This is a genomic window from Chryseobacterium sp. Marseille-Q3244, from assembly GCF_940807095.1.
In the GTDB taxonomy this organism is placed as follows: Bacteria; Bacteroidota; Bacteroidia; order Flavobacteriales; family Weeksellaceae; genus Chryseobacterium.
In genome coordinates this window covers 221,412-244,004 of sequence record NZ_CALNWX010000007.1, presented here as the reverse complement: position 1 = coordinate 244,004, position 22,593 = coordinate 221,412, and the positions used below count along the sequence as shown (strand labels likewise).

The window sequence follows — 22,593 nt, the reverse complement described above, 5'->3', positions numbered from 1 at the left end:
TATTATTAATTTATACCCTGTTCAGAATGAAAAAAATATGTTCTTTTTTTATTTTAATTTTACTATTTAACACCACACAGATTATGGCACAGAATAAAGCTAAAATACTGGTTCTTATACATTCAGATAATGGTGGAACCTATGAATTGGCCAAGGAAATTGCTAAAGGTATTGAGAGTGAGAATAATGCTACTTCTTATATCAAATTGGTTAAACCATCAGAGAATCCCAATTTGAAAAATCTTCCTGTTGCAACAGTGGATGAGCTTTCCGGCTATGATGGAATTGCTTTCGGGTCACCTGTTTATTTCGGAAATATCAGTACCGGAATGAGTGAATTTTTATCTAAAACTGTTCAGCTTTGGACCAATCATGCTCTGGAAGGAGTTCCGGCAACTGTTTTTATGTCTGCAGGAAGCGGAGCAGGAAAAGAACTGGCTCTTCAGGCATTCTGGAACAGTCTTGCTGTGCACGGAATGGTTCTGGTATCTAATGGAATCCGCGGAACCGAAGGACTGAATAAAGCAATCCCACAAGGAAATACAGTACTAGGAATTACTACTATGGCCTCTCTGAAAGATGTTGAACGTCCTACGAAAGGAGAAAGATCTTTGGCAGAACTTCAAGGGAGAAATTTTGCAAAAGTATCATTGGCTCTAAAAGATACACACCCGAAAAAAGTTGCTTCCATCGTTGAAAACCATCAAAATTTTAATGAAGTTTTAAAACAGAAAAATATTGTACTTCCACAAGTTCCGAAACCTGCAGGAAATTATCAGCCGTTTGTTCGTTCAGGGAACCTTGTTTTCATCAATCAGGTTGCCTTAAAAGACGGAAAGATCTTTAATCCGGGAAAATTAGGAGTGGATCTTAATGAGCAACAGGTAAAAGAAGCTACCAAAGTTACGATGCTGAATGTTTTGTCTGTTCTTAATGAAGCTGTAGGCGGCGACCTCGGCAGAGTCAAACAGTGTGTACAGCTTACGGGAATTTTCAACACAAAAGATGATTATACCAAGCATGCTGATCTGATGAACATCGCTTCTGATCTTACGGCTGAGGTTTTTGGGGATAAAGGGAAGCACGCAAGAGCAACGTTCGGAGCTTCTTCTATTCCTGTGAATTCTTCTGTTGAGATTCAGGCTGTTTTTGAAGTAGAATAGTTCTTTTTTCGCAGATCTTACTGATTCACAGGCGATGTGGATCATTAGCAGATAAATTATAGCGCAAACATTCACCTGTTTGCGCTATTTGTATAATTTTAGAAATGATATTTAATCTCTTGCCTATATTATGGATGTAGTAGTTTTTTAATCACCAATTTTTGCAGAAGGGAAAACAGATAAAGATCTGTGTTATTTGTGAGATCTGTGGGAACTTATTTTTAATTTTTACGGTTTTTCAACCACAGATTTTCGCAGATGGACACAGGTGATTGTGGATAGGATATAAATCTGTATTATTTGTAACCTGCGATACCTTCTATTGAGAAAGCTGAGAAAAGACACCTGCAATAATCTGTATGCTTTGTTCCAATTGCTCTTCTGAGACTGAACCATAGCTTAATCTGAATCCATTAATGTGATTTCTACTGTATTGTTTTGGATGAATGATCTTAATGTTTTTCTCTAGGAGTATTGACGCCACCTTGTCCCAATCTAATGTGAATTTTGGAACAATCCAGAAAGCTAATCCTCCTTCAGGCAAAACAAAATCAGCAACATCTTTCATATACTTATTCAAAAGGCTGTAGACAAAATCTCTTTTATGTTTATAGTGTGCTGTGGCTTTTCTGATATGTTTTTTCACTGCTCCTTCTTTAATAAGCTGTAAAACGGCCTGTTCCATAATAACATCTCCATGTACATCAATAATCTTTCTTAAACTTCCAATCTTTTGTAATAATTCCTGGTTTTTCGTTGCCAGATATCCAATCCTTAATGCTGGAGCTACTACTTTGCTTAAAGTTCCGATATATACATAATGGTTGAGTTCAGGAAAGCTGGAAATAGGCAGAATAGGACGGTAACCAAAATGAAATTCATTATCGTAATCATCTTCAATGATGGTGATAGTATGTTGATTGGCTAGCTCTATCAATTTTAAACGCCTTGATAAGCTTAAAGTAACCATTGTTGGGTATTGTCTATGAGGAGTAATATAGATGGCTTTAATATTCTTATGTTGAGATAAAAGCTTTTCAATAGCCTGTACATTGATTCCTTCTTCATCTACAGAAACAGGGAAAAGCTCGGCTCCTGCATATTCAAATGCCTGCCATGCCGGTTGGTAGCCAGGATCTTCAACAATGACACAGTCTCCTGGACTTAAAAGACTTTGAGCAGTCAGAAACATCGCCATTTGGCTTCCTCTTGTAATGGATATTTCATATTCATTAATTTGCATACCGCGCTGATGATTCAACATTTGAGAGATCATTTTCCGGAATTCTATATCTCCATGTTCATTTCCATATCCCATCATCTGCCATTTTGCTTTTATTCCAAAAATCTGCCGATAAGCTCTTGCCAATTCAGTGACAGGAGCAATTTTACTGTCCGGATGACCATCATCAAAATTGATGATAGCCCCATGAGCCATTGTGGGGTTCTCCAACGCAGCAAACCTTTTTTCTGTTCTATTTTCATGTAAAGCAGGAAGCTGATCTGAGACAAAAATCCCTTTTCTTTCTTTAGAAATTACCCATTCTTCATTGATTAAAACCTGATAAGCTTCTACGACTGTATTTCTATTGATTTTCAATATGTTTGCCAGATTCCGGCTTCCCGGAAGGGTATCCCCGGGCTTCAGCCTTCCTGAACGGATATCAGCAATAATGGTATCTGCTATTTGTAAATACACGGCTTTATCAAGCTTTTTATCGATTTCAAATTCTAATTTCCAAGGCCTTAACATCTGGACTATCTATTTATATAAAAACTGAATCATTTAAACAGTCCAAATATAAAATAATTTTGTCATGCAATAAAGCACAAAACTTTAAAATTTTAGAAATTATGGACAAAAAACAGTTCAGTTCAAAAGACTTTCACGAAACGTTTGCAAGACCAAAGTATGTAAAACCAAGCCATTTAATTCATAAAAATGTAGAAAATGCAGGAGAGCACAATCAGTTTTCAACAGAAAGGAAACATCCTGTTTTCTTTGTCGATCTTCCGAGTAAGAATGTCAGTATGACCATTGGAGGATTAACTCCTGGACAACAAACGAACAGACATCGTCATACTTATGAAACCGTATTATTTGTCATTGAAGGAAAAGGCTGGACGGAAGTAGAGGATGAAAGAGTACACTGGGAAGCAGGAGATGCAGTATATATTCCTTCATGGGCATGGCATAAGCACCAAAACTTAAGTGATACCGAGCCTGCAAAATACATTGCCTGTGAAAATGCTCCTCAATTACAAAACTTAGGTGTTGCTCTGAGAGAAGAAGAGGGCAGAGACCTTTAATACCTATGCTTTTAACCATTAAGAGACGATTTTGGTTGATTTTATTGATCATGGATATGATTTTCTTTTTCAAAATGAAATTTTACTTAAAATGAAATCTCTCTTAGGGGTTAAAACTTTTTTGCTAAAAATTATTTTAAATTTTTAAATGAATAAAACATGAAAAATGTGCCATTTAAAGGGATTATAGCTTATCCCATAACACCTTTTGATGAAAATGAAAAAGTAGATATTCCGCTTTTCAAATACTTGGTAGAAAGGCTTATCATTTCAGGAAATCATGGTATCGCTCCATTGGGAAGTACAGGGGTAATGCCTTATCTGTCTGATGAAGAAAAGGAAGCCGTTACAGAAGCTACATTACAACAGGTAAAAGGAAGAATTCCAACTCTTGTAGGGGTTTCCAACCTGACCACAGAGAAAACGATTCACCATGCTCAATTTGCAGAGAAAGCAGGAGCAGATGCCGTGATGATTATTCCGATGAGCTACTGGAAACTCACAGATGACGAAATTGTTGCGCACTATGATGCTGTAGCCCGTAAAATTTCTATACCGATTATGGCTTACAATAATCCGGCAACGAGTGGAGTAGATATGTCACCATCTCTGTTGAAAAGGCTGCTTGAAATTCCTAATGTAACCATGATTAAAGAAAGCACGGGAGATATTCAGAGGATGCATTATTTGAGACGAGAACTGGGAGAAGAGGTGGCTTTTTATAACGGCTCAAACCCTTTGGCTCTGGCTGCATTTTCTGCCGGAGCAAGAGGATGGTGTACAGCTGCCCCCAATCTTATCCCTGAGCTCAATATCAGTCTTTATAATGCGGTTGAAAAAGGGGATCTTGAGAAAGCAAAAACTATTTTCTATCAACAGTTTGATCTTTTAAAATTCATTGTCAACAAAGGATTACCAAGAGCTGTGAAATCAGGTCTGAATATTCTGGGTGAAGATGGTGGAAATTTGAGAAGTCCTTTAAAGCCTTTGCATGAAAAAGAAACCGAAGAATTAAGAAATATTATTCAAACCCTTATTCATTAATACCATCTTATGAAAAAATCCATTTTTTATCATGCAGGATGCCCTGTATGCATCAGTGCAGAACATGATATTGTCAGCCTTATCGGGTTAGAAAACGTTGAAATTATCCATTTGGGTAATGAAAAAAAGAAAATTGAAGAAGCTGAAAAAGCAGGGGTAAGGTCTGTACCAGCTTTAGTAACACCTGGCGGGAACGTTCTTCATATTAACTTTGGAGCATCTATAGAAGATGTGAAAAATTAGATTATTAATATTATATCAACGGCTCAATTTCTTGAGCCGTTTTTTTATCTTTTAAATGATAGCATTTCCTTCTACACCATCAGCATTATTAGTTTTATGACCTGTTATTGCTGATGCAACAAAACTAAAGAGACTGACCAGTTTCCCAGCTTTGGTATCCCAATAATAGGTTTCTTTAGGTTCCACACGGATAATTGTCACATTGGGATCATCTTTTCCGTCAAACCAGGCTTTTGCAAGAGGTGACCATTTTTCTTCTATAGTGGCTTTGTCTTTATAAACAGAAGCCGTTCCATACACCGAAAGATATTGGGAATCTTTATTATTCATGAAAAATAACTGTACTCTCCGGTCATCTTTTATTTCAAAATTCTTATTACTGGTTCCGCTGCTGATAAACCATAAGTTCCCGCTGTCATCTGTTTCCTGTAAGGTCATAGGCCTTGAATTGACAGGTATCGTTTCCAATTCTGTACAGAACATACATATTCTTGCATTTTCCGACAGTTCTTTGATTTTTTTGATCGCTTCGAGGTGGGTAAGATTTTGTGTTGACATTATATTATATTTTAAGTGATTGGTTGAATATCAAAAGAAAATTCTATTACAGAAAATAGAATCTTTTGTATTTATTAAAACATTCAAATACCTGACCAAATGAAAGAAAAGTGTGGTATCTTTACTTAAGTTTTTTAAATTTTATAGTTTTTTTACTTATTGGCCGTTGTAAAAGTGCCCGTATTTTTTCGGTGTGAGATTTATTAAGAATAAGAAAAATATTCCGGCACAAATTATCACCATGAACGTCACTAATAAAAAGGGTTCATACATTCATAGCAAGCAATAACATCAGTTAAAATCATGCGTGATGAAATTTTGCGTACATTTGAATATGCAGATTTCCCCACCAAAACATCTGGCTCCTTTTATCCGACATTATATCTTTCTGGAAAACCATGAAAAAGATATAAAAAATGTCAGATTATTTACTGATGGAAGTACCGGATTGATCTTGTCTGCTAATATGAATCTGTATTCTGATTTTTCAGAGGAGCATATACCTGCTTCATTTTTTTATGGAACATTGAACAGCTATAAAGATTTTTCCTCAAAAGGTAAATTTTCTTTTATAGCAGTGGTTTTTCAACCTTATTTTCTAAATATGATCCTGAATACTTCTGCAAAAGAAGTTAAGAATCAGATTGTTTCTGTTGAAGATGTATTGAAAGATAAGCTCATCCGATTCCAGGACCAACTTTTTGATAAAATAAATCCATTAACGATTATTGATGATCTGAATATTTTTTTTACCCGATTTATATCGAAAGAAACTGGAACTGATTATCAACTTATAGCAGCTATTCAGCAATATATTCTTCAACATAAAGGGTCTGTTTCATCAAAAGATCTGGAATATTTTACAGGATATTCTGAACGGCACCTGGAGCGAAAATTTGAAAACTATATGGGAGTTTCACCCAAAAAATATACGAATATCATTCGCCTTCATTACTTTTTAAGCCTTATGAATCAAGGAATCAGTGATGAAAATATGACTTCACTTTCTTATCATGCCGGTTATTCGGATCAGTCTCATCTGATCAGGGAATTTAAAAAAAGCATAGGACTCACTCCGCGACAGTATATAAAAACGGAAAATAAAATGGCGGTTAACTTCATTGAGTTATAATTCTCATGTCGGTTTTATACAATTTCTCTCTGGCAGATTGCAATAGATTTGCTGAAAAAAACAATGAATATTAAAATTTCAACTGCCCAATTTGAAAATAAAAGCGGAGATAAAAAATATAACCTTGCTGTCATAGAAAAACTGGCTCAGCAGGCTTCCGCTGAAGGTTCTGACGTGATTGCTTTTCACGAATGCTCCATTACAGGATATACTTTTGCCCGAAATCTTTCCAAAGAGCAGCTGCTGGATATTGCCGAACTTATTCCTGAGGGAGAAAGCATTAAAAGGCTACAGCAGATTGCTGAAAAATATAATATTGTCATTCTAGCCGGGCTTTTTGAAAAAGATGTGGATAACAATCTCTTCAAAGCTTATGTATGCGTAGATCAAACCGGACTGAAAGCCAAATACAGAAAACTTCATCCGTTTATCAATCCTCATCTTACTCCAGGTAATGAATACTGTGTATTTGAAATTCTGGGATGGAAATGCGGTATTCTGATTTGCTATGATAACAATATTATTGAAAATGTAAGAGCAACCAAGCTTCTGGGTGCCGATATTATTTTTATGCCTCATGTTACTATGTGCACTCCTTCAACAAGACCCGGAGCTGGTTTTGTAGATCCTCAGCTTTGGGAAAACAGGGTAGAAGATCCTACTTCTTTACGACTTGAATTCAAGGGGATGAAAGGAAGAGATTGGCTTATGAAATGGTTGCCGGCACGGGCTTACGATAATGGAGCTTATATCATTTTTTCAAATCCAATTGGGATGGATGATGACCAGCTTAAAAATGGATGTTCTGTGATTATTGATCCTTTTGGTGATATTATTGCGGAATGCCATTCATTTGAAGATAGTTTTGAATCAGCTGTCATTACTCCTGAAAAACTTACCCAGGCAGGAGGATACAGGTATTTGAAAGCAAGAAGACCGGAACTTTACAAGGATATTATAGGGAAAGAACATTCTTCTGTACAAAAAGTAGTATGGCTAGATGAGAAAGACAGTTAAACAATCATTTTATAATAGAAAAATAAAGATGTAATAAAGGAATCAGAGTAGATCGAAAATCTACCCTGATTTATTGTAATCAGACGCAAAATCTTAATCTTATAATTTCATATTACGGAGGCAAAGAAGAAATTAACAAGTTGATTTGACTAAGCTAATGATAGGATTCTATTATCTAGGTCTGTCTGGTTTTGTTGGATCGATGGTATCGTCTGGATTATCACCTTGGATGGGGGGTGTAGTTTTAGAAGTGGATGATTCTATTTTCATCCCTTGTCGATTTAAAGCATCAGTTTTCATGGTTGCTTCTTTCGGAGTAATATTTTCATCTCGTTCAGAAGTGCAGGAATTAAGTGTAAATATAATAGCAGTACTTGCCGCTAAAATAACTAGTTTTTTCATGGTAATTGTTTTATATTAAGGGGTAAAAATACTAATTACTATATGATATTTTGCTATTTATTTTACGTTTTTATGAACGGATAATTCTTTGACTGTAAGAAAAATCAAACTTCATAGATCTCAGCATCTGTAAACACAAAAAACTTACTTTTCTTAGGCAGATTTTTAGTATCCAGGCCTGTAAATTCACTAAACGCAGGAAGTAATAACTGGTTTTCACTCAGTGCAAAGCAGGGAAGCCTGATCCTTTTTACCGCCGAGTTTAAAACAATTCCAGGGTGAATATGACCTGTAATCTGAAAGCCGGTTCTTTCTTTATCAAAATCATGAATCAATGTAAATACGCTCAATTCTAATAAAGATGCTTTAAAATGCAGACAGAGTTTTTTCTCTAAAGATTTTGAAAGACGGTCATGATTTCCCTCAATAAGAAAAAATTGCAAGCTGGGATATTGATTTCTCCATCGGCAAAACTCATCCACATCAGAATTGTCACCGGCATGAAGCAAATCTCCTACCACGATAAACTTTTCCGGATTGAAATATTCAATCAATGCAGATAATCTTTCCAGATCACTTTTCATAATATGATTGGCCACCGCAATACCATTTTTACGAAAATGGGCTGTCTTACCAATATGAAGATCAGAAAGAATTAAGGCTTTTTCTTTTTTCCAAAATACAGCACGCTGATTAGTAAGGATAAAGATATCATTTTGAATGATAATTTCTTTAATGGCTATAAACACGGTGAATCAAGTAAAGGTTGGGGTTAAAGTTTAAGTTTTCTTACAAAAGATTGCTCTAATAATAATTATTCTCTCTTCTGCTTACATGAAATTTTTCATCAAAAATATAAGTGATTGGAACTCCCGTTGCAATTTCTCTTTCCAGAATTTCGTCAGGAGATAAGTGTTCCAGGTACATGATGAGTGCGCGGAGGCTATTGCCGTGGGCAACAATCAATACATTTTCACCTTGTTTCAACAAAGGGGTAATTTCTTTTTCAAAATAAGGAATCACCCTGTTATAAGTATCTTTAAGGCTTTCGCCACCTGGTGGAACTACATCAAAAGACCGACGCCAGGTATGAACCTGCTCTTCTCCGTATTTCAATGCGGTTTCTGCTTTATTAAGCCCTTCAAGATTTCCATAAGAACGTTCATTCAAAGCTTTATCCATGACAATAGGGATATTGGGTTTTCCTATTTCATCCAGGATAATAGAAAGAGTATGTTTGGCTCTGAGTAAGACTGAGGTGAAGGCAATGTCTATTTTTTCTTTTTTTAAGGCAATTCCTGCATTTTTTGCTTCTTCAATTCCCGTTTCTGTAATATCGATATCCTGCCAACCTGTGAATCTGTTTTCAAGATTCCAAAGTGACTGTCCGTGACGGACCAAAAACAATTTTGCCATTATTTTAATATTTTACTCTTATAAGAGATACTCTAAGTTACGAACTTATTAAAAGCTTTTAGTTATAAAAAGGACATTTTTTTATCGTTGAGACCTGATAATCATCATGTATTAATTCGTTTCAAAGCTTCAGCATTCTTTTAATTCTTGCATCCAAACCTTCACTGGAAAGGGTCTGTCTAAGACTGTCAACCTTGATTGGGAAACTTAAAGGGGTAAAGGAACGGGAATGTTTTAAAATAATTCTGGATTTTTCAATTCTTTTAAAAGCTTCCACGAGCCTCTGTTCCTGAAGTTGCATATTAAAAACTTCTGTATAGGCCTGTTTGATTAAAAAATGACTGGAATCGTAATCTTCCAGCACTTTAAAAATCAACCCTGCCGAACTCTGTAATGATTTATTGGATCGTTGCTTACCTGCATAATTTTGAATCACCATTCCTGAAATCACGGCAATATCTCTGAATTTTCTCCTTGCCATTTCTGCAGAATTGATACTGGCAATCACATCATTCATGAGATTATCTCTGGTTACTATTTGCTGAATATTTTCTTCATTCAACGGAATTTCCTTATCACTGAATAATTCAAATCCGTAATCATTCATCGCCATTGAAAAGGAAATAGGAACCAGTTTTGAGATTCGAAAGGCAATCAAAGCTGCCATTACCTCATGGACCAGACGACCTTCAAAAGGATACATAAACAGATGATAGCCTTCGCGGTTTTTAATCATTTCGACCAAAAATTCATCATCCTTTGGAATATGAGAATTCTCCTCCTGATTCACCAGCAGCGGATGCAGGAACTTTAATTCTTTTTCTGAAGCTTTTGGATTTAAAGCATGCGAAAGTTTCTCTCTCAAAAAATGCCCAAGATCGGAACTTAAAGGCAGCCTTCCACCAAGATAACTCGGAACCAAAGCTTTTCCTTTAGCTGATCTCACATAAACAGTCATGTCTTTAATCATCGCCACTTCAAGAGTTCTTCCTGCCAGAATGAATTTCTCTTCTTTTTTCAGTTTGGATATAAAATATTCTTCAACCATTCCAATATAGCCACCGGAAATAAACTTAACTTTGAGCATGGCATCACTTACAATCACTCCCATATTCATCCGGTGAAGCATGGCTATTTTTCGGGAGGTCACTTTATATAATCCATCTTCCATAATCTCAATTTTATGGAATTCTTCATAGTTTTTTAAAACACTGCCACCGGTGGTGAGAAATTCAAGAATACTTTTCCATTCTTCATCCATTATTTCCTGAAAGGCATATACTTTTTTAATCCTTTCATATAGCTCATCAGGATAAAAACCATTTCCTACGGCCAAAGTCATGAGAAACTGAACCAGCACATCAAAACACAGCACCTGTGGATCTCTGGGTTCTACTACTTTTTGTTTGACGGCTTCTTTTAAAGCAGAAACTTCGATTAATTCTAAAGAGTGGGTGGGTACACAATATATTTTGGAGGTTTCAAAAGGGGAGTGACCACTACGGCCTGCCCGTTGAAGAAACCTGGCGACTCCTTTTGCTGAGCCAACTTGAATGACGGTGTCAACGGGTTTAAAATCTATTCCTAAATCTAATGAAGAAGTGGAAACAACCGCTTTTAATTTTCCGGAACTTAGATTTTCTTCAATCCAGATTCTTAAATGAGCATCGATGGAACTGTGATGAATGGCAATTTGACCCGCAAAATCCGGATAAGCATCTAAAAGCAACTGATACCACATCTCACTCTGGCTTCTGGTATTGGTAAAAACAATGGTGGATTTTGAATCAAGAATAATAGGCACTACTTTATCTGCAAGCTTGTGTCCAAGATGCCCGGCCCACGGTAGTATTTCAATTTCATCCGGAAAAACAGGAATAATATCAATCTTTTTTTGTTCTTTGGCCGTTATTTTTGTTTTTTTTATATCATAAGGAATCAACACGTCCATTGCTTCCTCCAGGTTTCCAATGGTAGCCGTAATTCCCCAAATCTGCATTTTCGGTACGTAATTTCTGAGTTGTGATATTCCTAATTCTACCATAACCCCGCGTTTTGAACCTAACAATTCATGCCATTCATCTACAACAATGCATTTCATCTCCCTGAAAAAAGTTTCATGATTTTTCTGAGCCAACAGAAGGTGCAGGCTTTCAGGCGTTACAACAAGAATTTCAGGCATTTTTCTGACCTGTTGCTGTCTTACTTTAGGATCTGTATCTCCATTTCTTACTCCAACTACCCAATCAATGCCAATCTCATCCATCGCTTCCTGCATTGCTTTAGCAATATCTTTGGATAAAGATCGAAGGGGAGTGATCCAGATCATTTTCAATCCTTTTTTATAGTTGTCAGGATGGTTTAAAAAGTCCGAGATTAATGCTAAAAAAACAGAAAAAGTTTTTCCGAATCCTGTAGGAGCTACCACCATACCGCTATACCCACTTCCAAATTTCCGCCATGTATCAGTCTGAAATTTAAAAGGGGAGATGCCCTTATCCTTCATCCATTGCTGAATGATGGTAAATCCGTTGGTATGTTCAAAAGCTGTCACGTTATTGTATTAATTTTTTAATTTCTTCCAGGTTATCAATTTCATCTACCGTCTTATCTTTCCGCCATCTTACAATTCTTGGAAACCGAAGTGCTACACCACTTTTGTGCCGGTTACTGAAACCGATGCCTTCAAAGGCAATTTCAAAAACCAGCTCTGCTTTTACAGTTCGTACTGGACCAAATTTCTCAATGGCATTCTTTGTTACAAATTTGCTGACCTCCATAATTTCCTTGTCTGTTAATCCTGAATAAGCTTTGGCAATAGTTACCAATTTGTCTTCATTTTTTACAGCAAAAGTATAATCTGTATAATAAGCACTTCGCCTTCCACTGCCTTTTTGAGCATAGATCAGAACGGCATCAATGGTAAAAGGGTTGATTTTCCATTTCCACCAATCGCCTTTTTTCCGGCCTGCATGGTAAGGTGAGTTTTTTTGTTTTAACATGAGCCCTTCACTGTTCACACTTCTTGAATTTTCCCTGATCTCATTCAATTCATCCCATTTTTCAAAATCTATGCTCTGGGAAAGTAGGATGTTTTCAGGCTTTTCATTCAACAGTAATTCTTCCAGCATAGCTCTTCTGGCTGACACTGGCTTATCTCTTACATCGTGATTTTCAAGTTCCAATAAGTCATAAGCAAATACTTCAATTGGAATTTCCGAGAGCATTTTTTTAGTTAAAGTTTTTCTGTTTAATCTTTTTTGTAATTCATTAAAATTTAAAACTTTACCTTCCTTCACCGCAAGTATTTCTCCATCTAAAACAAAATTACCTTTCATTGCTTTTACAACTTCCGCAATTTCAGGAAACTGTTCAGTGACTAATTCTTCACCTCTGGACCATATAAACACTTCATCATTTCTCCGGATGATCTGTCCACGGATGCCGTCCCATTTATATTCTACCAGCCATTCATCAGGTTTTCCTAATTCTTGCAATTGCTTTTCAAGTGGATAAGCCAGACAAAAAGGATAAGGTTTGGAATTATCAGGATTTATATTTTCAGCGGAAATTAATTCTTTAAATGAAACTTCATCAGGCTGCCATTTCCCCATTAAACTGTGGGTCAATGTACTGGATTCCTGACCTGAAAATTTACTCAATGCATTAATCAGCGTCTTATCTGATACACCGATTCTAAAACTTCCGCCTATTAATTTATTGAAAATCAAACGTTCTGTATAATCCAGACCATTCCATGAATGGAGCACAAATTCTTTCTTTTCTGCCTCATTTTTCTCCTTTAACGCCATAATATCCTTCATCCATTGGGAAAGGCTTCGTTCAATCTTTTCTTCCGGTGGTGGAAGAATCAAAGAAATTGTTTCTCCAAGATCTCCGACTGAGGAATAGCTTTCCTGAAAGAGCCAGAAAGGAAGTTCTGTAATTTCCAATGCCCATTCCTTCATCAAGTTAGTATTGACATTCCTTTTGGGCCTTTTTCCTGTAAATAGGGCAATAAACCATACCTTATCTTCATCCGGAGCACGCTCCAGATAATCAATGATGGCAACAATTTTAGCATTGGTTTTATTGGTGGTTTCCAAAGCGTTGATAAGATCTGCGAAATGTCTCATAGCTCTGGATTTTCAATGGTTTCTTTTTCAGATACTTCTTCATCTTCACCAAACAGCGTTTCTATCACATCTGCGTTAATTCCAATTTCGTTCAGATATTTTGAAAATATTTCTGTCTGTCCATGGGTAACGTGTACGAGTTCAGCCTCTGTAGCTTTTACAGTTTGCAGAAGTCCTTTCCAATCGGCATGATCGCTCATGGCAAAACCTGCATCGGCACTTCGCCATCGTCTGGCTCCCCGAACCTGCATCCATCCTGAGCATATTGCAGTGGCAGAATCGGGGATTTTTTTGATTATATTACTATCCAGCAAAGCGGGAGGAACAATGACAATTTCATGTTCCATTTCTTTTGGACGTTCTTTAAAATCGGCAATGGTATATTCGGGAAGATCTATTCCTACATTTTCAAAGGCTTCATTTAACTTCCCGATAGAATAATGAACATATATTTTGCCTAATCCTTCTACAGCTTTCATAATTCGTTGGGACTTTCCAAGTGAATATCCAACGAATACTGAAGTTTTGCTGTTTTCCTGATTTTTCAATACCCAATTCTGCAGTTTTTTATTTAAATCGTCAATCTCTAACCAATTATAAACGGGCAGCCCAAAAGTACTTTCTGTAACAAACTCATTACATCTAACCAGCTCAAAAGGAGTGCTGAGACCATCATCCTGAACTTTATAATCTCCGGAAATTACCGTTACAAATCCTTTATACTCTAATCGTATCTGAGCAGAGCCAATAATATGTCCGGCAGGATGTAATGAAACCTGAACGCCGTTGATATTGATTTTCTCTCCATATTCTACCCCCTGACATTCTATATCACTTCCAATTCTTTGATACAGAATAGGTTTGGTAAAATGATGGCAAAGGTATTTCTTCATTCCCCAACGGGCATGATCAGCATGTCCATGGGTGATAACTGCCAAATCCACAGGCCTCCAGGGATCTATGTAGAATTTCCCTTGAGGACAATAAATTCCTTTTTTGGTAAATGTGATTAACTTCAATGGTGTGATTGGTTTGTATACACTTCTTCAAAAACTTAACCAATTTACGATAAACTGTTAATTTTATTATTATTTATTGCTATATCAAAATAAAATTGGGTGAAATGCTTTGTGCTAGAAAATAGAAAAATGTAAAGAAGCTTACATTGTTAGAAATATTTTTAAGCTGTAAATATTTTATTGGTCATAAAGGTTGAATACTGGTTTTATAATTGCAACAAATGCACGAATAAAAATAATTCGTGCATTCGTAGCGATTGTATTTCCCCGTAATTATGGAATTATATTTTCAGTGCGCAGTCTTTCAAATACTTCGATAAAAGAATCTTCTGTCCTTTTATAGGCAGTAAAGCCCAATTTCCTGCTTTTTGACAGATCACACATCACTTCCAGGGGTCTGCCAAGGTCTAAATCGGTATGCCAAGCCGAAGATAATCTGTCTAAATTTTTCTCTTTCAGATTATACTTCTCAGCAATGACTTTCCAAGTTTCCTGATCGTTTTCCAGCTCTTTTTCAAGAGGTCTTATTGTACCGTTGAAACCTTCTGCTTCTATACTAAACCAATCTGCCAGTCTTTTCCAAAGCCATTTCCATCGGAAAACCTCTCCATTTGTAATATTGAAAGCTTGATTTTTTGCAGTTTCTGTGTTGGAAGCCCAAACTATTTGTTTAGCCAGAATTTTAGCATCTGTGATGTCTGAAATCCCATTCCATTGTGCTTCAGATCCAGGCCAAATGAATTTCCTTCCTGTTTCTTTACAGATACTGGCATAGACTGCCAGGGTTGCAGCAATATTCATTAAGTTGCCAACAGCATATCCTACAACGGTGTGAGGGCGATGAATACTCCATGTAAAGCCATCTCTTTCAGACGCTTTGTAAATTTCATCTTCCTGAGCATAATAAAAATTGGGAAGCGGAAGTCTTGGATGTTCTTCACGAACAGGTGTTTCCGGTAATTTCCCTTCTTTAACATAAGATTCGAAAGGCCCCAGGTAATGTTTTAATCCGGTCACTAATGCCACATGCTGAACTGATTTTTTAGGAGATACTACATTCAGCAGATTTCGTACAAGCATACTGTTGATCCGAATATTTTCTTCTTCCGTATCATTTCGCATCCAGGTTGTGAAATAAACATGAGTAGGAGAGATGCCCTCCAATGCTTCGATAAGACTATGCTCATCCAACAAATCTGCTTTTACAGGAAGAAGACCTGTAATGCAATTATTGGGATTTCTTGATAGCCCATACGTTTTCCAGCCCTGTGCAATGAGTTCTTCTGCCAGATTATTCCCTGTAATTCCGGTAGCTCCTACTACCAATGCAATATTTTCTGTATTTCCCATAAGTATTGTAAAAATTCTATGGCAAAATTATGATCATATACAGGCGTATACCCTTGATCTGGATCATGCATTTGAGTTGATCTGAATCAAGTATTATTCAGGGAATTCTTTTTACGGATCCTGCTTATGGTTTCAGGAGCCAGTCCAAGATAAGATGCGATGAGATTATGAGGAACCCGTTTAATCATTTCCGGATTTTTATGGGCCAGTTGCAGGTATTTTTCTTCAGCAGTATAACCATTGTACACTATAAGTCTGTAATCCTTGGTAACGAGACTGTTTTGGTACAGAATTCTGAAATAACGGTCCATTGCGGGGATTTCCAGCATCATTTTTTCATAGTTTTCCAAGGTAATCATCAATATTTCAGTATCTTCTACCGCATCAATATTTAAAACTGCTTTTTCCTGATGAATAAAACTATTGAAATCGGAGATCCACCAGCCTTCAAAAGCAAACATATTGATATGCTCATTTCCTTTTTCATCAGGAAAATAAGACTTTAACAATCCTTTGCTTACAAATGAAAGACATTTACAAATATCTCCTTCCTGTAGTAGGTATTGTTTTTTCTTCAATTTTTTGACTGTAAAAAAGGACTGAATCAGCTCTTTCTGTTCATCATTAATCTCAACTTTATTCTGAATATGGGACAGTAGCACATCGAACATCCGAAAAATATTTCATCAAAAATACTGCTTTCATAGGTAATTGAAGTTTTATTTTTCAAAATCATAGAAGTTAATTCCGGTTTCCAAATCTTTCGTTTTTACCGTCCGGGTATTTAAAGGATAAAAAATAAACTCTCCGGCTCCATGTACTTTTGCTTCTAAAAGATGCCCCGCTAAAGCTGTATAATCTTCTCTTCCCAAGGTAACATGCAAATGAAGTATGGGTTTTTCCTCTATTACAGAAACATTTCCTGAGATATTGGCAACTTCCATTTGTTCATTGAATGTTTTATCCACATATTTTTTGGTCTTAAAGCTAAAAAACCTAAGTGTTGCTTCACTCACAGCTCCAATTCCGGTAACTTCTCCTGACTGGATATTCTGATGTTGAACAAAGTCTAATAAAGCTTCTACAATATTGGAATGATTCTTAAGGCTGACAATATAAACCTGATCTACCTTTCTTGCTGACCATTGGTTTCCTTTGAAGTTTTGTATTTTCATAATGATGTATATTTAATCTATTGAAAAAACACAAAGGCACAAATCAACAATCAAGCAAGGTCGTCCATCACATTTAATTTCATCACAGATAAAATCCTTGCCGCTTAAAGTACTTACCTGAAAAACTTGCATCTTAGTATTTTCAACAGCTACAATTAATGCAACAATCATGCTTTTCACTCTCTATTGAATGATATTTTTAATCCAAAAACAAGCTATTAATAAAAAATTAATGCAGCTTTCCTTTATAAAATCGAGAAAAATTGCGGAAATTTGCCGAAAATTAAAATCAATGAAGATTGTAGACCTCGAGCAATGGAACAGAAAGGAGCATTTTGAATTTTTCTCTCAAATGGCAAGTCCATATTTTGGTTTCACTACCGAAGTAGATTGTACAAAAGCTTATGAAAAAGCTAAAGAAAACGGATACTCTTTCTTTGCTTATTACTATCACAAATCGATGATGGCCATTAATATGGTTGATGAATTAAAACTGAGGATTATTGATGGCAAGGTTGTTCAGTTTGATACGGTTCATGCCGGAAGTACGATTGGTAGACCGGATGGAACTTTTGGTTTTTCATTCACTCTTTTTTCAGAGGACTTTGAAACATTCAATGTTGCATTACAAGATGAAATTAGAGGTGTACACCATTCTACAGGACTTAGATTAAGTAATGAACGATTGGGAAAGGATCATGTAAGACATACGACTATTCCATGGAATTCATTCAGTGCAATTCTTCACCCAACAAATTTTAACAATGATGAATCGGTACCAAAGATTTCTTTTGGTAAATTCAATATCCGCGATGGCAGAAAATACATGCCGGTTTCTATTGAAGCTCACCACGGACTGGCAGATGGTATTCATATTGCAAAATACCTGGCAGAATTCCAGAGACAGCTTGATCTGTAGAGACATAGAGTTTTAGAATTAAAAAAACAGGATATTTTTAATAATAAATTTTCCTTTTCTCAATCTTTACAATCTTATCTTTTTCCATCTGTTTAATGGTCCGGATTACTGTTTCTACACGAAGTCCTACCAATGAAGCTAATTGTTGTCTTGTTAGGGGAATCTGGAAAGAATAAGGAACTTTATCATCATGGTAACTTTTCAGGTAATCTAATAGTAATTTCAGTTTAGATACCGGATTCTGAAAGGAAAGATTGTAGAACATAATATACTTATAATACATTCTTTCAGCCAGACATTGGTAAATATTCAAAGAGATTTCCGGATTGCTTTGTATCAAATTCAGAAAGCTGGCTTTGGGTAATCTGAAAACAGATGAATCTTCTATGGCTACAGCATTCATAGGATAGGGACGTTCTACAAATAAAAGAGATTCTCCAAAACTATGTCCATCAGAGAATATATTCTGAATAAATTCCTTCCCCTCTTCGGTATAATTGTTTAGTTTTATTTTTCCTTTTTCTATCTGATAATAGTGTAATGGCAGATCTTCTTCACGGAAAATGATTTCTCCTGCTTTGTAGTTCTTTGTTTCTGCTCCAAATGATACTAATAAATTTTCAACGATCATATCTCTGATTTATTGCCAGTTACAATTTCAAAAGCCTTAATAAACACAAATTCTTCCAGCATTTAAATGCTATAAGTACGTTTAGGATTTTAAAAAAATAAAGAAACGTTTATTTCATTCATTAACCATATCATAAGGTACCATTCAAATACCACAAAAATTTATTTTTATCATATTATAATTTTAAAAACTATTGATTTGAATCATAAAAAGTGAAAGATGTAACCTCCTACATTTATATCCTGCAAAAAAGATTATAAACAGGCTGATAAAAGCAGTTGGGATATTTTGTTGAAAAACATAACGTGGTATGTATGTGGTACTCTGTTTTAATAAAATTTTAATCATTTTTTATTTCTTTGCCCTATACAAAAATGAATGAAAATTCAGATGTATGAATTTTTTAACTTAATCATTTAATAACTACTAGACAAAGTATTAAAATTATTAAATATTATCTAAAAAACAATGAGGTTTTGAATACATGAAAACTATTTTATTTCCCTGTAATCAATTATTAAACACAGACTTATAAAGAAAAAGATTTTGTACTGCTATGCAAAAGATGCATAACAGAAAAGAGTAGAGATGAGAAAGTATTATGAAAAACAAAAAAACTGAACCGAATTTAGAGGAATTGAATCAGAAGATTCTTGTACAAGATGAAATCATAGCATTAGCCAAGGCAAATTCTCCCCGTCTGCTTAACAAATTCAGATTGTTCTATCCGGATTTTTTTGAAAAGTTATCTGCTATACAGCCTGGCCTTAAAAATTCTGAACTGATCTTTTGTATTTATCTTAAGCTTAACATGACAACAAAAGAAATAGCAACCTGTATCTTTGTTACTCCAAAAGCAATACAAAACCGGAAAAACAGACTCAGAAAGAAGCTTAATATTCCCTCTGAGTTTGATATCTATAAATGGTTTAATGAAATTTAAACCATTTTTTAGGTGTTAATAACAGTTTTATCCAGATCATGATAAAGAAGTATTTTCCAATTGTTCTCCTTGGCTTCCTTTGCCCATAAAAGCCTTAGCTCCATTGCTTTTCTGCCATCGAAGTCACTTTTGTAGGCCAGGTGGTATTTCAAATAGGAAGCTTGTGGAAGATCATCTGCGCCATAAAAAACAGTTTCCTCATGTTCTCTGATCCAGAACACCTGCATAAACGGAGTATGTCCACCAACCACCTCATAGGAAATTTCTTTACTAATCTGACCTTTATCATCATTCATCCAAACAATATTCGGTAACTGAATAAGCTTTTCCAAAATAGTAAAATCAAAAGAAGGATTTCCTTTATTTTCCATAGCAAAATCTAGTTCACGTTTCTGAATATAGATTTGCGCATTGGGGAAAGTGGCTTCATAACCATTATCTGTAATGGTTATTGCTCCATCAATATGATCTTTGTGAAGGTGAGAAAGAAGAAGCTTTGTAATCTGTTCAGGATTCACATTTTCTCTTTCAAGAATTTCTGATATCACTGTTTTACCTGTCTCATTCTTCCATCCAATTCCGGCATCTAGAAGGATATAATCGTTTTCAGTAATGATTAAAAAAGGCTGAACAGACATTTTTACTCCACGAACGGTATCAAAATTTTCTTCTGTTAAGAGCGTAAAGTCTTTGATTTTACTGGCTGAGAAATTGCCTTCTTTAAGTGGAATAATTTTCATACTGCAAATTTCCTGAATATTTCCAATATTCAAAAGGTTTTTCATCAATATAGATCATCGGCAAAAACAATGAAAATTTCTACCAGCTGTTCAGTCCGTTTTCCAAAGCCTTTTCATAATTTTCTATATCAAAAGAATAAAGATCGGGAGACCTGTGGGCTCCTACATATCTCTGTTCATCAAGCTTTTTTAAAACATTCAGATTTTTAATCTTTCTGTAGAAGTTTCCTCTGTTGAGTATTTTACCCAATATCGCTTCGTATAGCTTCTGCAGTTCCGGAAGGGTGAATTTTTCAGGCATTAGATTGTACCCGATTGGTTTGGAAGAGATTTTTTCCCGTAAAGTAAGCAACGCCTTTTCAATAATTTCCCGGTGATCCATAGCAAAATCAATTTCAGGTAACTGATGCAAATAGACCCACTCACAGGCTTCACTCACATCATCGGCTACAGGATTAATTTCAGAAGAATTGTAAAGTGCATAATATCCTACCGAAATAAATCTTTGCTTTTGGAAAAGGGTTTCATCAAACTCTTCAAAATAGAGCTGACTTCTGTTTTTTCTCCCAAAAACGCCAAATTCTTCCAGAAATACATCAGTAACCCCAGCTCTGTCTTCCAACACTCTTACGACTGCTTCATCCAAATCTTCATCTCTTCTTACATAGCCTCCCGGCAACAACCATTGTTTTCTGTACTTCATTTTTACCAGCAATACCTTAAGTTCATTTTGGTCAAAGCCAAAAACTACGGGGTCTACTGAAATATGAGGAAGAAAAAGTTCTTTTGCTTCTGCAGATTTCTGTAAGATCTGTTCCCTGGAATCCATATAATCCATAAAAATAAATGTGTGTTCTTACAAATGTAAAGATAAAATCGGAGAATACTTGAAAAAAACTCTTTATTGAAGCAGGTTATAAGGAGAAAATCTATAACACTGACAGGTGAAATCAATTAAAAATATCCGTCTATTTTATGAAAACACTTACCTTTGAGGTCGTTAAAAATATATCGAAAACATAAAGTCATCAGGATATATTTTGTTCAATAAAAATTTTAAGATGCAGGAGAACTCTACCAACAACATTTCCAGAACAGTAGTCTGGCTAATGGCAATCATTTCAGGGCTTGTAGTGGCTAACAATTATTATAACCAACCCTTATTGGCATTGATCTCTGAAGATCTTAACGTTTCTGAAGCTGCTGCCAGCAAAATTTCTGTACTCACCCAGATTGGCTATGCACTCGGATTGTTACTGATTGTACCACTTGGAGATAAGTTTTTTCGTAAAAAATTAATTCTGATCGATTTATTTCTTGTTTTTGGTTCCTTGTTATGGATGACCTTTGCCAATCAGCTGTGGATGCTATATGCTGCCAGTTTATTGATTGGAGCTACTTCGGTTATTCCTCAGCTGTTTGTACCTATTGCAGCAGAACTTTCCTCAGATAAAGAGAAATCGGCTAATATCGGATTGGTAATGTCCGGACTTTTATTAGGAATTCTCCTTTCCCGTTTCATTGGTGGAATTGTAGGGGAAGTATGGGGCTGGAGAGCCATGTTTGGAATTGCTGCAGGATTAATGATTGTAGTTTGGCTGGCCGTTTACAAAATGCTTCCTGAATTGTCTCCCAATTTCAAAGGAACTTACAAAGAATTAATGCGTTCCGTAGCTCATCTTGCTAAAACCCAACCTATTCTTCAGCTGGCATCTTTCCGGGGTGCTATGGCTTTCGGATCGATGTGCGCTTTATTTACCACACTGGTTTTCCATATGGAGAAACCTCCTTTTAATGCTGGTTCATCCGTAGTAGGAAGTTTTGGGCTGGCTGGAGCTGTGGGTGCTTTAGCAGCAGCAAAGGTTGGTAAGCTACAAAAGTACCTGGACATTAACCGTATCATATTATATTCACTACTGATTCTGATAGGAAGCTGGGGATTCACTTATTTTGGAGGGGAAACCTATTGGGGCTTAATTGTGGGAGTAATACTCGTAGACCTTGGAGTACAATCCAGTCATATTATGAACCAGACCAATTATTTTTTAATTAAATCCAATGCGGTGAACAGGCTGAATACTGTTTATATGGTTTCTTATTTCATTGGTGGTTCGCTGGGAACATGGCTGGCTTCCGTTGCCTGGCAGAAAGCGCAATGGACGGGCGTTTGTATCGTAGGAACGGTATTTGGAGTTCTTGCACTGATTGCCCATGTCTTGTTTTGTAATAAAGTCAATAAATCTTAATCCTTATTTGTTGGAATACATCACAAAATCTTATTCTGATTACAAACATTTTTAATGATTCAATTGTAAGCTTGGAAAATACTTCAAAGTGATTTTCTGTTTTTTATTATATGTGCCCTTTGTAGTGAACAATAAACTTCTTATTTTTA

Annotated in this window: 23 protein-coding genes; 9 read left to right on the top strand and 14 right to left on the bottom strand. The window is 35.8% G+C overall.

Features of this window, described 5'->3' with window-relative positions; translation table 11 throughout:
- Positions 1–83: 83 nt before the first annotated feature.
- Entirely contained in the window at positions 84–1,163 is a 1,080-nt protein-coding gene (locus NBX25_RS14660; protein ID WP_502799761.1) for an Atu1372/SO_1960 family protein, read from the top strand.
- A 319-nt stretch (positions 1,164–1,482) separates the two neighbouring features.
- On the opposite strand, the gene pdxR is transcribed toward NBX25_RS14660, so the two are convergent.
- Positions 1,483–2,916, bottom strand: coding sequence for a MocR-like pyridoxine biosynthesis transcription factor PdxR (gene pdxR, locus NBX25_RS14655; RefSeq protein WP_250254178.1), 1,434 nt, complete (start codon positions 2,914–2,916; stop codon positions 1,483–1,485).
- Positions 2,917–3,017: 101 nt separating this feature from the next.
- Between pdxR and NBX25_RS14650 the strand changes: the two genes are divergently transcribed.
- The 3 genes from NBX25_RS14650 (at position 3,018) to NBX25_RS14640 (ending at position 4,760) form a co-directional block, all read left to right on the top strand.
- Entirely contained in the window at positions 3,018–3,473 is a 456-nt protein-coding gene (locus NBX25_RS14650) for a cupin domain-containing protein (RefSeq protein WP_034698222.1), read from the top strand.
- 159 nt (positions 3,474–3,632) lie between these two features.
- Complete coding sequence (locus tag NBX25_RS14645; RefSeq protein WP_250254177.1) at positions 3,633–4,517, top strand: dihydrodipicolinate synthase family protein; 885 nt, start codon at positions 3,633–3,635, stop codon at positions 4,515–4,517.
- Between the two features lie 9 nt (positions 4,518–4,526).
- Positions 4,527–4,760, top strand: a complete 234-nt coding sequence (locus tag NBX25_RS14640; protein WP_123911500.1) for a thioredoxin family protein — start codon at positions 4,527–4,529, stop codon at positions 4,758–4,760.
- Between the two features lie 51 nt (positions 4,761–4,811).
- Here NBX25_RS14640 and NBX25_RS14635 read toward each other — a convergent pair whose 3' ends face one another.
- Entirely contained in the window at positions 4,812–5,318 is a 507-nt protein-coding gene (locus NBX25_RS14635) for a pyridoxamine 5'-phosphate oxidase family protein (protein WP_250254176.1), read from the bottom strand.
- Between the two features lie 310 nt (positions 5,319–5,628).
- On the opposite strand from NBX25_RS14635, the gene NBX25_RS14630 reads away from it, so the two are divergent.
- The gene (locus NBX25_RS14630; protein ID WP_250254175.1) at positions 5,629–6,450 is read left to right on the top strand and encodes a helix-turn-helix domain-containing protein; all 822 of its coding nucleotides are present in this window, start codon (positions 5,629–5,631) and stop codon (positions 6,448–6,450) included.
- Between the two features lie 63 nt (positions 6,451–6,513).
- A complete protein-coding gene (locus tag NBX25_RS14625) occupies positions 6,514–7,467 on the top strand; it encodes a nitrilase family protein (RefSeq protein WP_250254174.1) in 954 nt (317 codons plus the stop codon).
- A 171-nt stretch (positions 7,468–7,638) separates the two neighbouring features.
- Here NBX25_RS14625 and NBX25_RS14620 read toward each other — a convergent pair whose 3' ends face one another.
- From NBX25_RS14620 to NBX25_RS14580, 9 genes are all read right to left on the bottom strand, one after another.
- Positions 7,639–7,869 (bottom strand): hypothetical protein, encoded by a 231-nt coding sequence (locus NBX25_RS14620; protein WP_250254173.1) that lies wholly within the window; start codon positions 7,867–7,869, stop codon positions 7,639–7,641.
- A 104-nt stretch (positions 7,870–7,973) separates the two neighbouring features.
- A complete protein-coding gene (gene pdeM / locus NBX25_RS14615) occupies positions 7,974–8,618 on the bottom strand; it encodes a ligase-associated DNA damage response endonuclease PdeM (RefSeq protein ID WP_250254172.1) in 645 nt (214 codons plus the stop codon).
- 55 nt (positions 8,619–8,673) lie between these two features.
- Positions 8,674–9,285 (bottom strand): 2,3-bisphosphoglycerate-dependent phosphoglycerate mutase, encoded by a 612-nt coding sequence (locus NBX25_RS14610; protein WP_123911494.1) that lies wholly within the window; start codon positions 9,283–9,285, stop codon positions 8,674–8,676.
- 121 nt (positions 9,286–9,406) lie between these two features.
- Positions 9,407–11,839 (bottom strand): ligase-associated DNA damage response DEXH box helicase, encoded by a 2,433-nt coding sequence (locus tag NBX25_RS14605; protein WP_284346234.1) that lies wholly within the window; start codon positions 11,837–11,839, stop codon positions 9,407–9,409.
- A 1-nt stretch (position 11,840) separates the two neighbouring features.
- Positions 11,841–13,421, bottom strand: a complete 1,581-nt coding sequence (locus tag NBX25_RS14600) for an ATP-dependent DNA ligase (protein ID WP_250254171.1) — start codon at positions 13,419–13,421, stop codon at positions 11,841–11,843.
- Positions 13,418–14,440, bottom strand: coding sequence for a ligase-associated DNA damage response exonuclease (locus NBX25_RS14595; protein ID WP_250254170.1), 1,023 nt, complete (start codon positions 14,438–14,440; stop codon positions 13,418–13,420). The genes NBX25_RS14600 and NBX25_RS14595 overlap by 4 nt, the downstream gene beginning before the upstream one ends.
- 273 nt (positions 14,441–14,713) lie before the next feature.
- Positions 14,714–15,790 (bottom strand): SDR family oxidoreductase, encoded by a 1,077-nt coding sequence (locus tag NBX25_RS14590; protein ID WP_250254169.1) that lies wholly within the window; start codon positions 15,788–15,790, stop codon positions 14,714–14,716.
- An 86-nt stretch (positions 15,791–15,876) separates the two neighbouring features.
- Entirely contained in the window at positions 15,877–16,461 is a 585-nt protein-coding gene (locus NBX25_RS14585; protein ID WP_250254168.1) for a Crp/Fnr family transcriptional regulator, read from the bottom strand.
- A gap of 48 nt (positions 16,462–16,509) precedes the next feature.
- Entirely contained in the window at positions 16,510–16,965 is a 456-nt protein-coding gene (locus NBX25_RS14580) for a PPC domain-containing DNA-binding protein (RefSeq protein ID WP_250254167.1), read from the bottom strand.
- A gap of 292 nt (positions 16,966–17,257) precedes the next feature.
- Between NBX25_RS14580 and NBX25_RS14575 the strand changes: the two genes are divergently transcribed.
- Positions 17,258–17,884 carry a CatA-like O-acetyltransferase gene (locus NBX25_RS14575; protein ID WP_250254166.1) on the top strand — a complete coding sequence of 209 codons (627 nt, stop codon included), beginning with the start codon at positions 17,258–17,260 and terminating at the stop codon, positions 17,882–17,884.
- Positions 17,885–17,921: 37 nt separating this feature from the next.
- Here the strand turns inward: NBX25_RS14575 and NBX25_RS14570 are convergent, their stop codons facing one another.
- Entirely contained in the window at positions 17,922–18,515 is a 594-nt protein-coding gene (locus NBX25_RS14570) for a Crp/Fnr family transcriptional regulator (protein ID WP_250254165.1), read from the bottom strand.
- 601 nt (positions 18,516–19,116) lie between these two features.
- Between NBX25_RS14570 and NBX25_RS14565 the strand changes: the two genes are divergently transcribed.
- Positions 19,117–19,458: a helix-turn-helix transcriptional regulator gene (locus NBX25_RS14565; RefSeq protein ID WP_123855857.1), complete on the top strand. Its 342-nt coding sequence runs from the start codon at positions 19,117–19,119 to the stop codon at positions 19,456–19,458.
- 8 nt (positions 19,459–19,466) lie between these two features.
- Here the strand turns inward: NBX25_RS14565 and NBX25_RS14560 are convergent, their stop codons facing one another.
- Together NBX25_RS14560 and NBX25_RS14555 are read right to left on the bottom strand one after the other, a co-directional pair.
- Entirely contained in the window at positions 19,467–20,198 is a 732-nt protein-coding gene (locus NBX25_RS14560) for an MBL fold metallo-hydrolase (RefSeq protein ID WP_250254164.1), read from the bottom strand.
- Between the two features lie 79 nt (positions 20,199–20,277).
- Positions 20,278–21,036, bottom strand: a complete 759-nt coding sequence (locus NBX25_RS14555; RefSeq protein WP_349815581.1) for an NUDIX hydrolase — start codon at positions 21,034–21,036, stop codon at positions 20,278–20,280.
- 223 nt (positions 21,037–21,259) lie between these two features.
- On the opposite strand from NBX25_RS14555, the gene NBX25_RS14550 reads away from it, so the two are divergent.
- On the top strand, positions 21,260–22,444 hold the full coding sequence (locus tag NBX25_RS14550) for an MFS transporter (RefSeq protein WP_250254163.1): 1,185 nt from the start codon (positions 21,260–21,262) through the stop codon (positions 22,442–22,444).
- Positions 22,445–22,593: the final 149 nt, after the last annotated feature.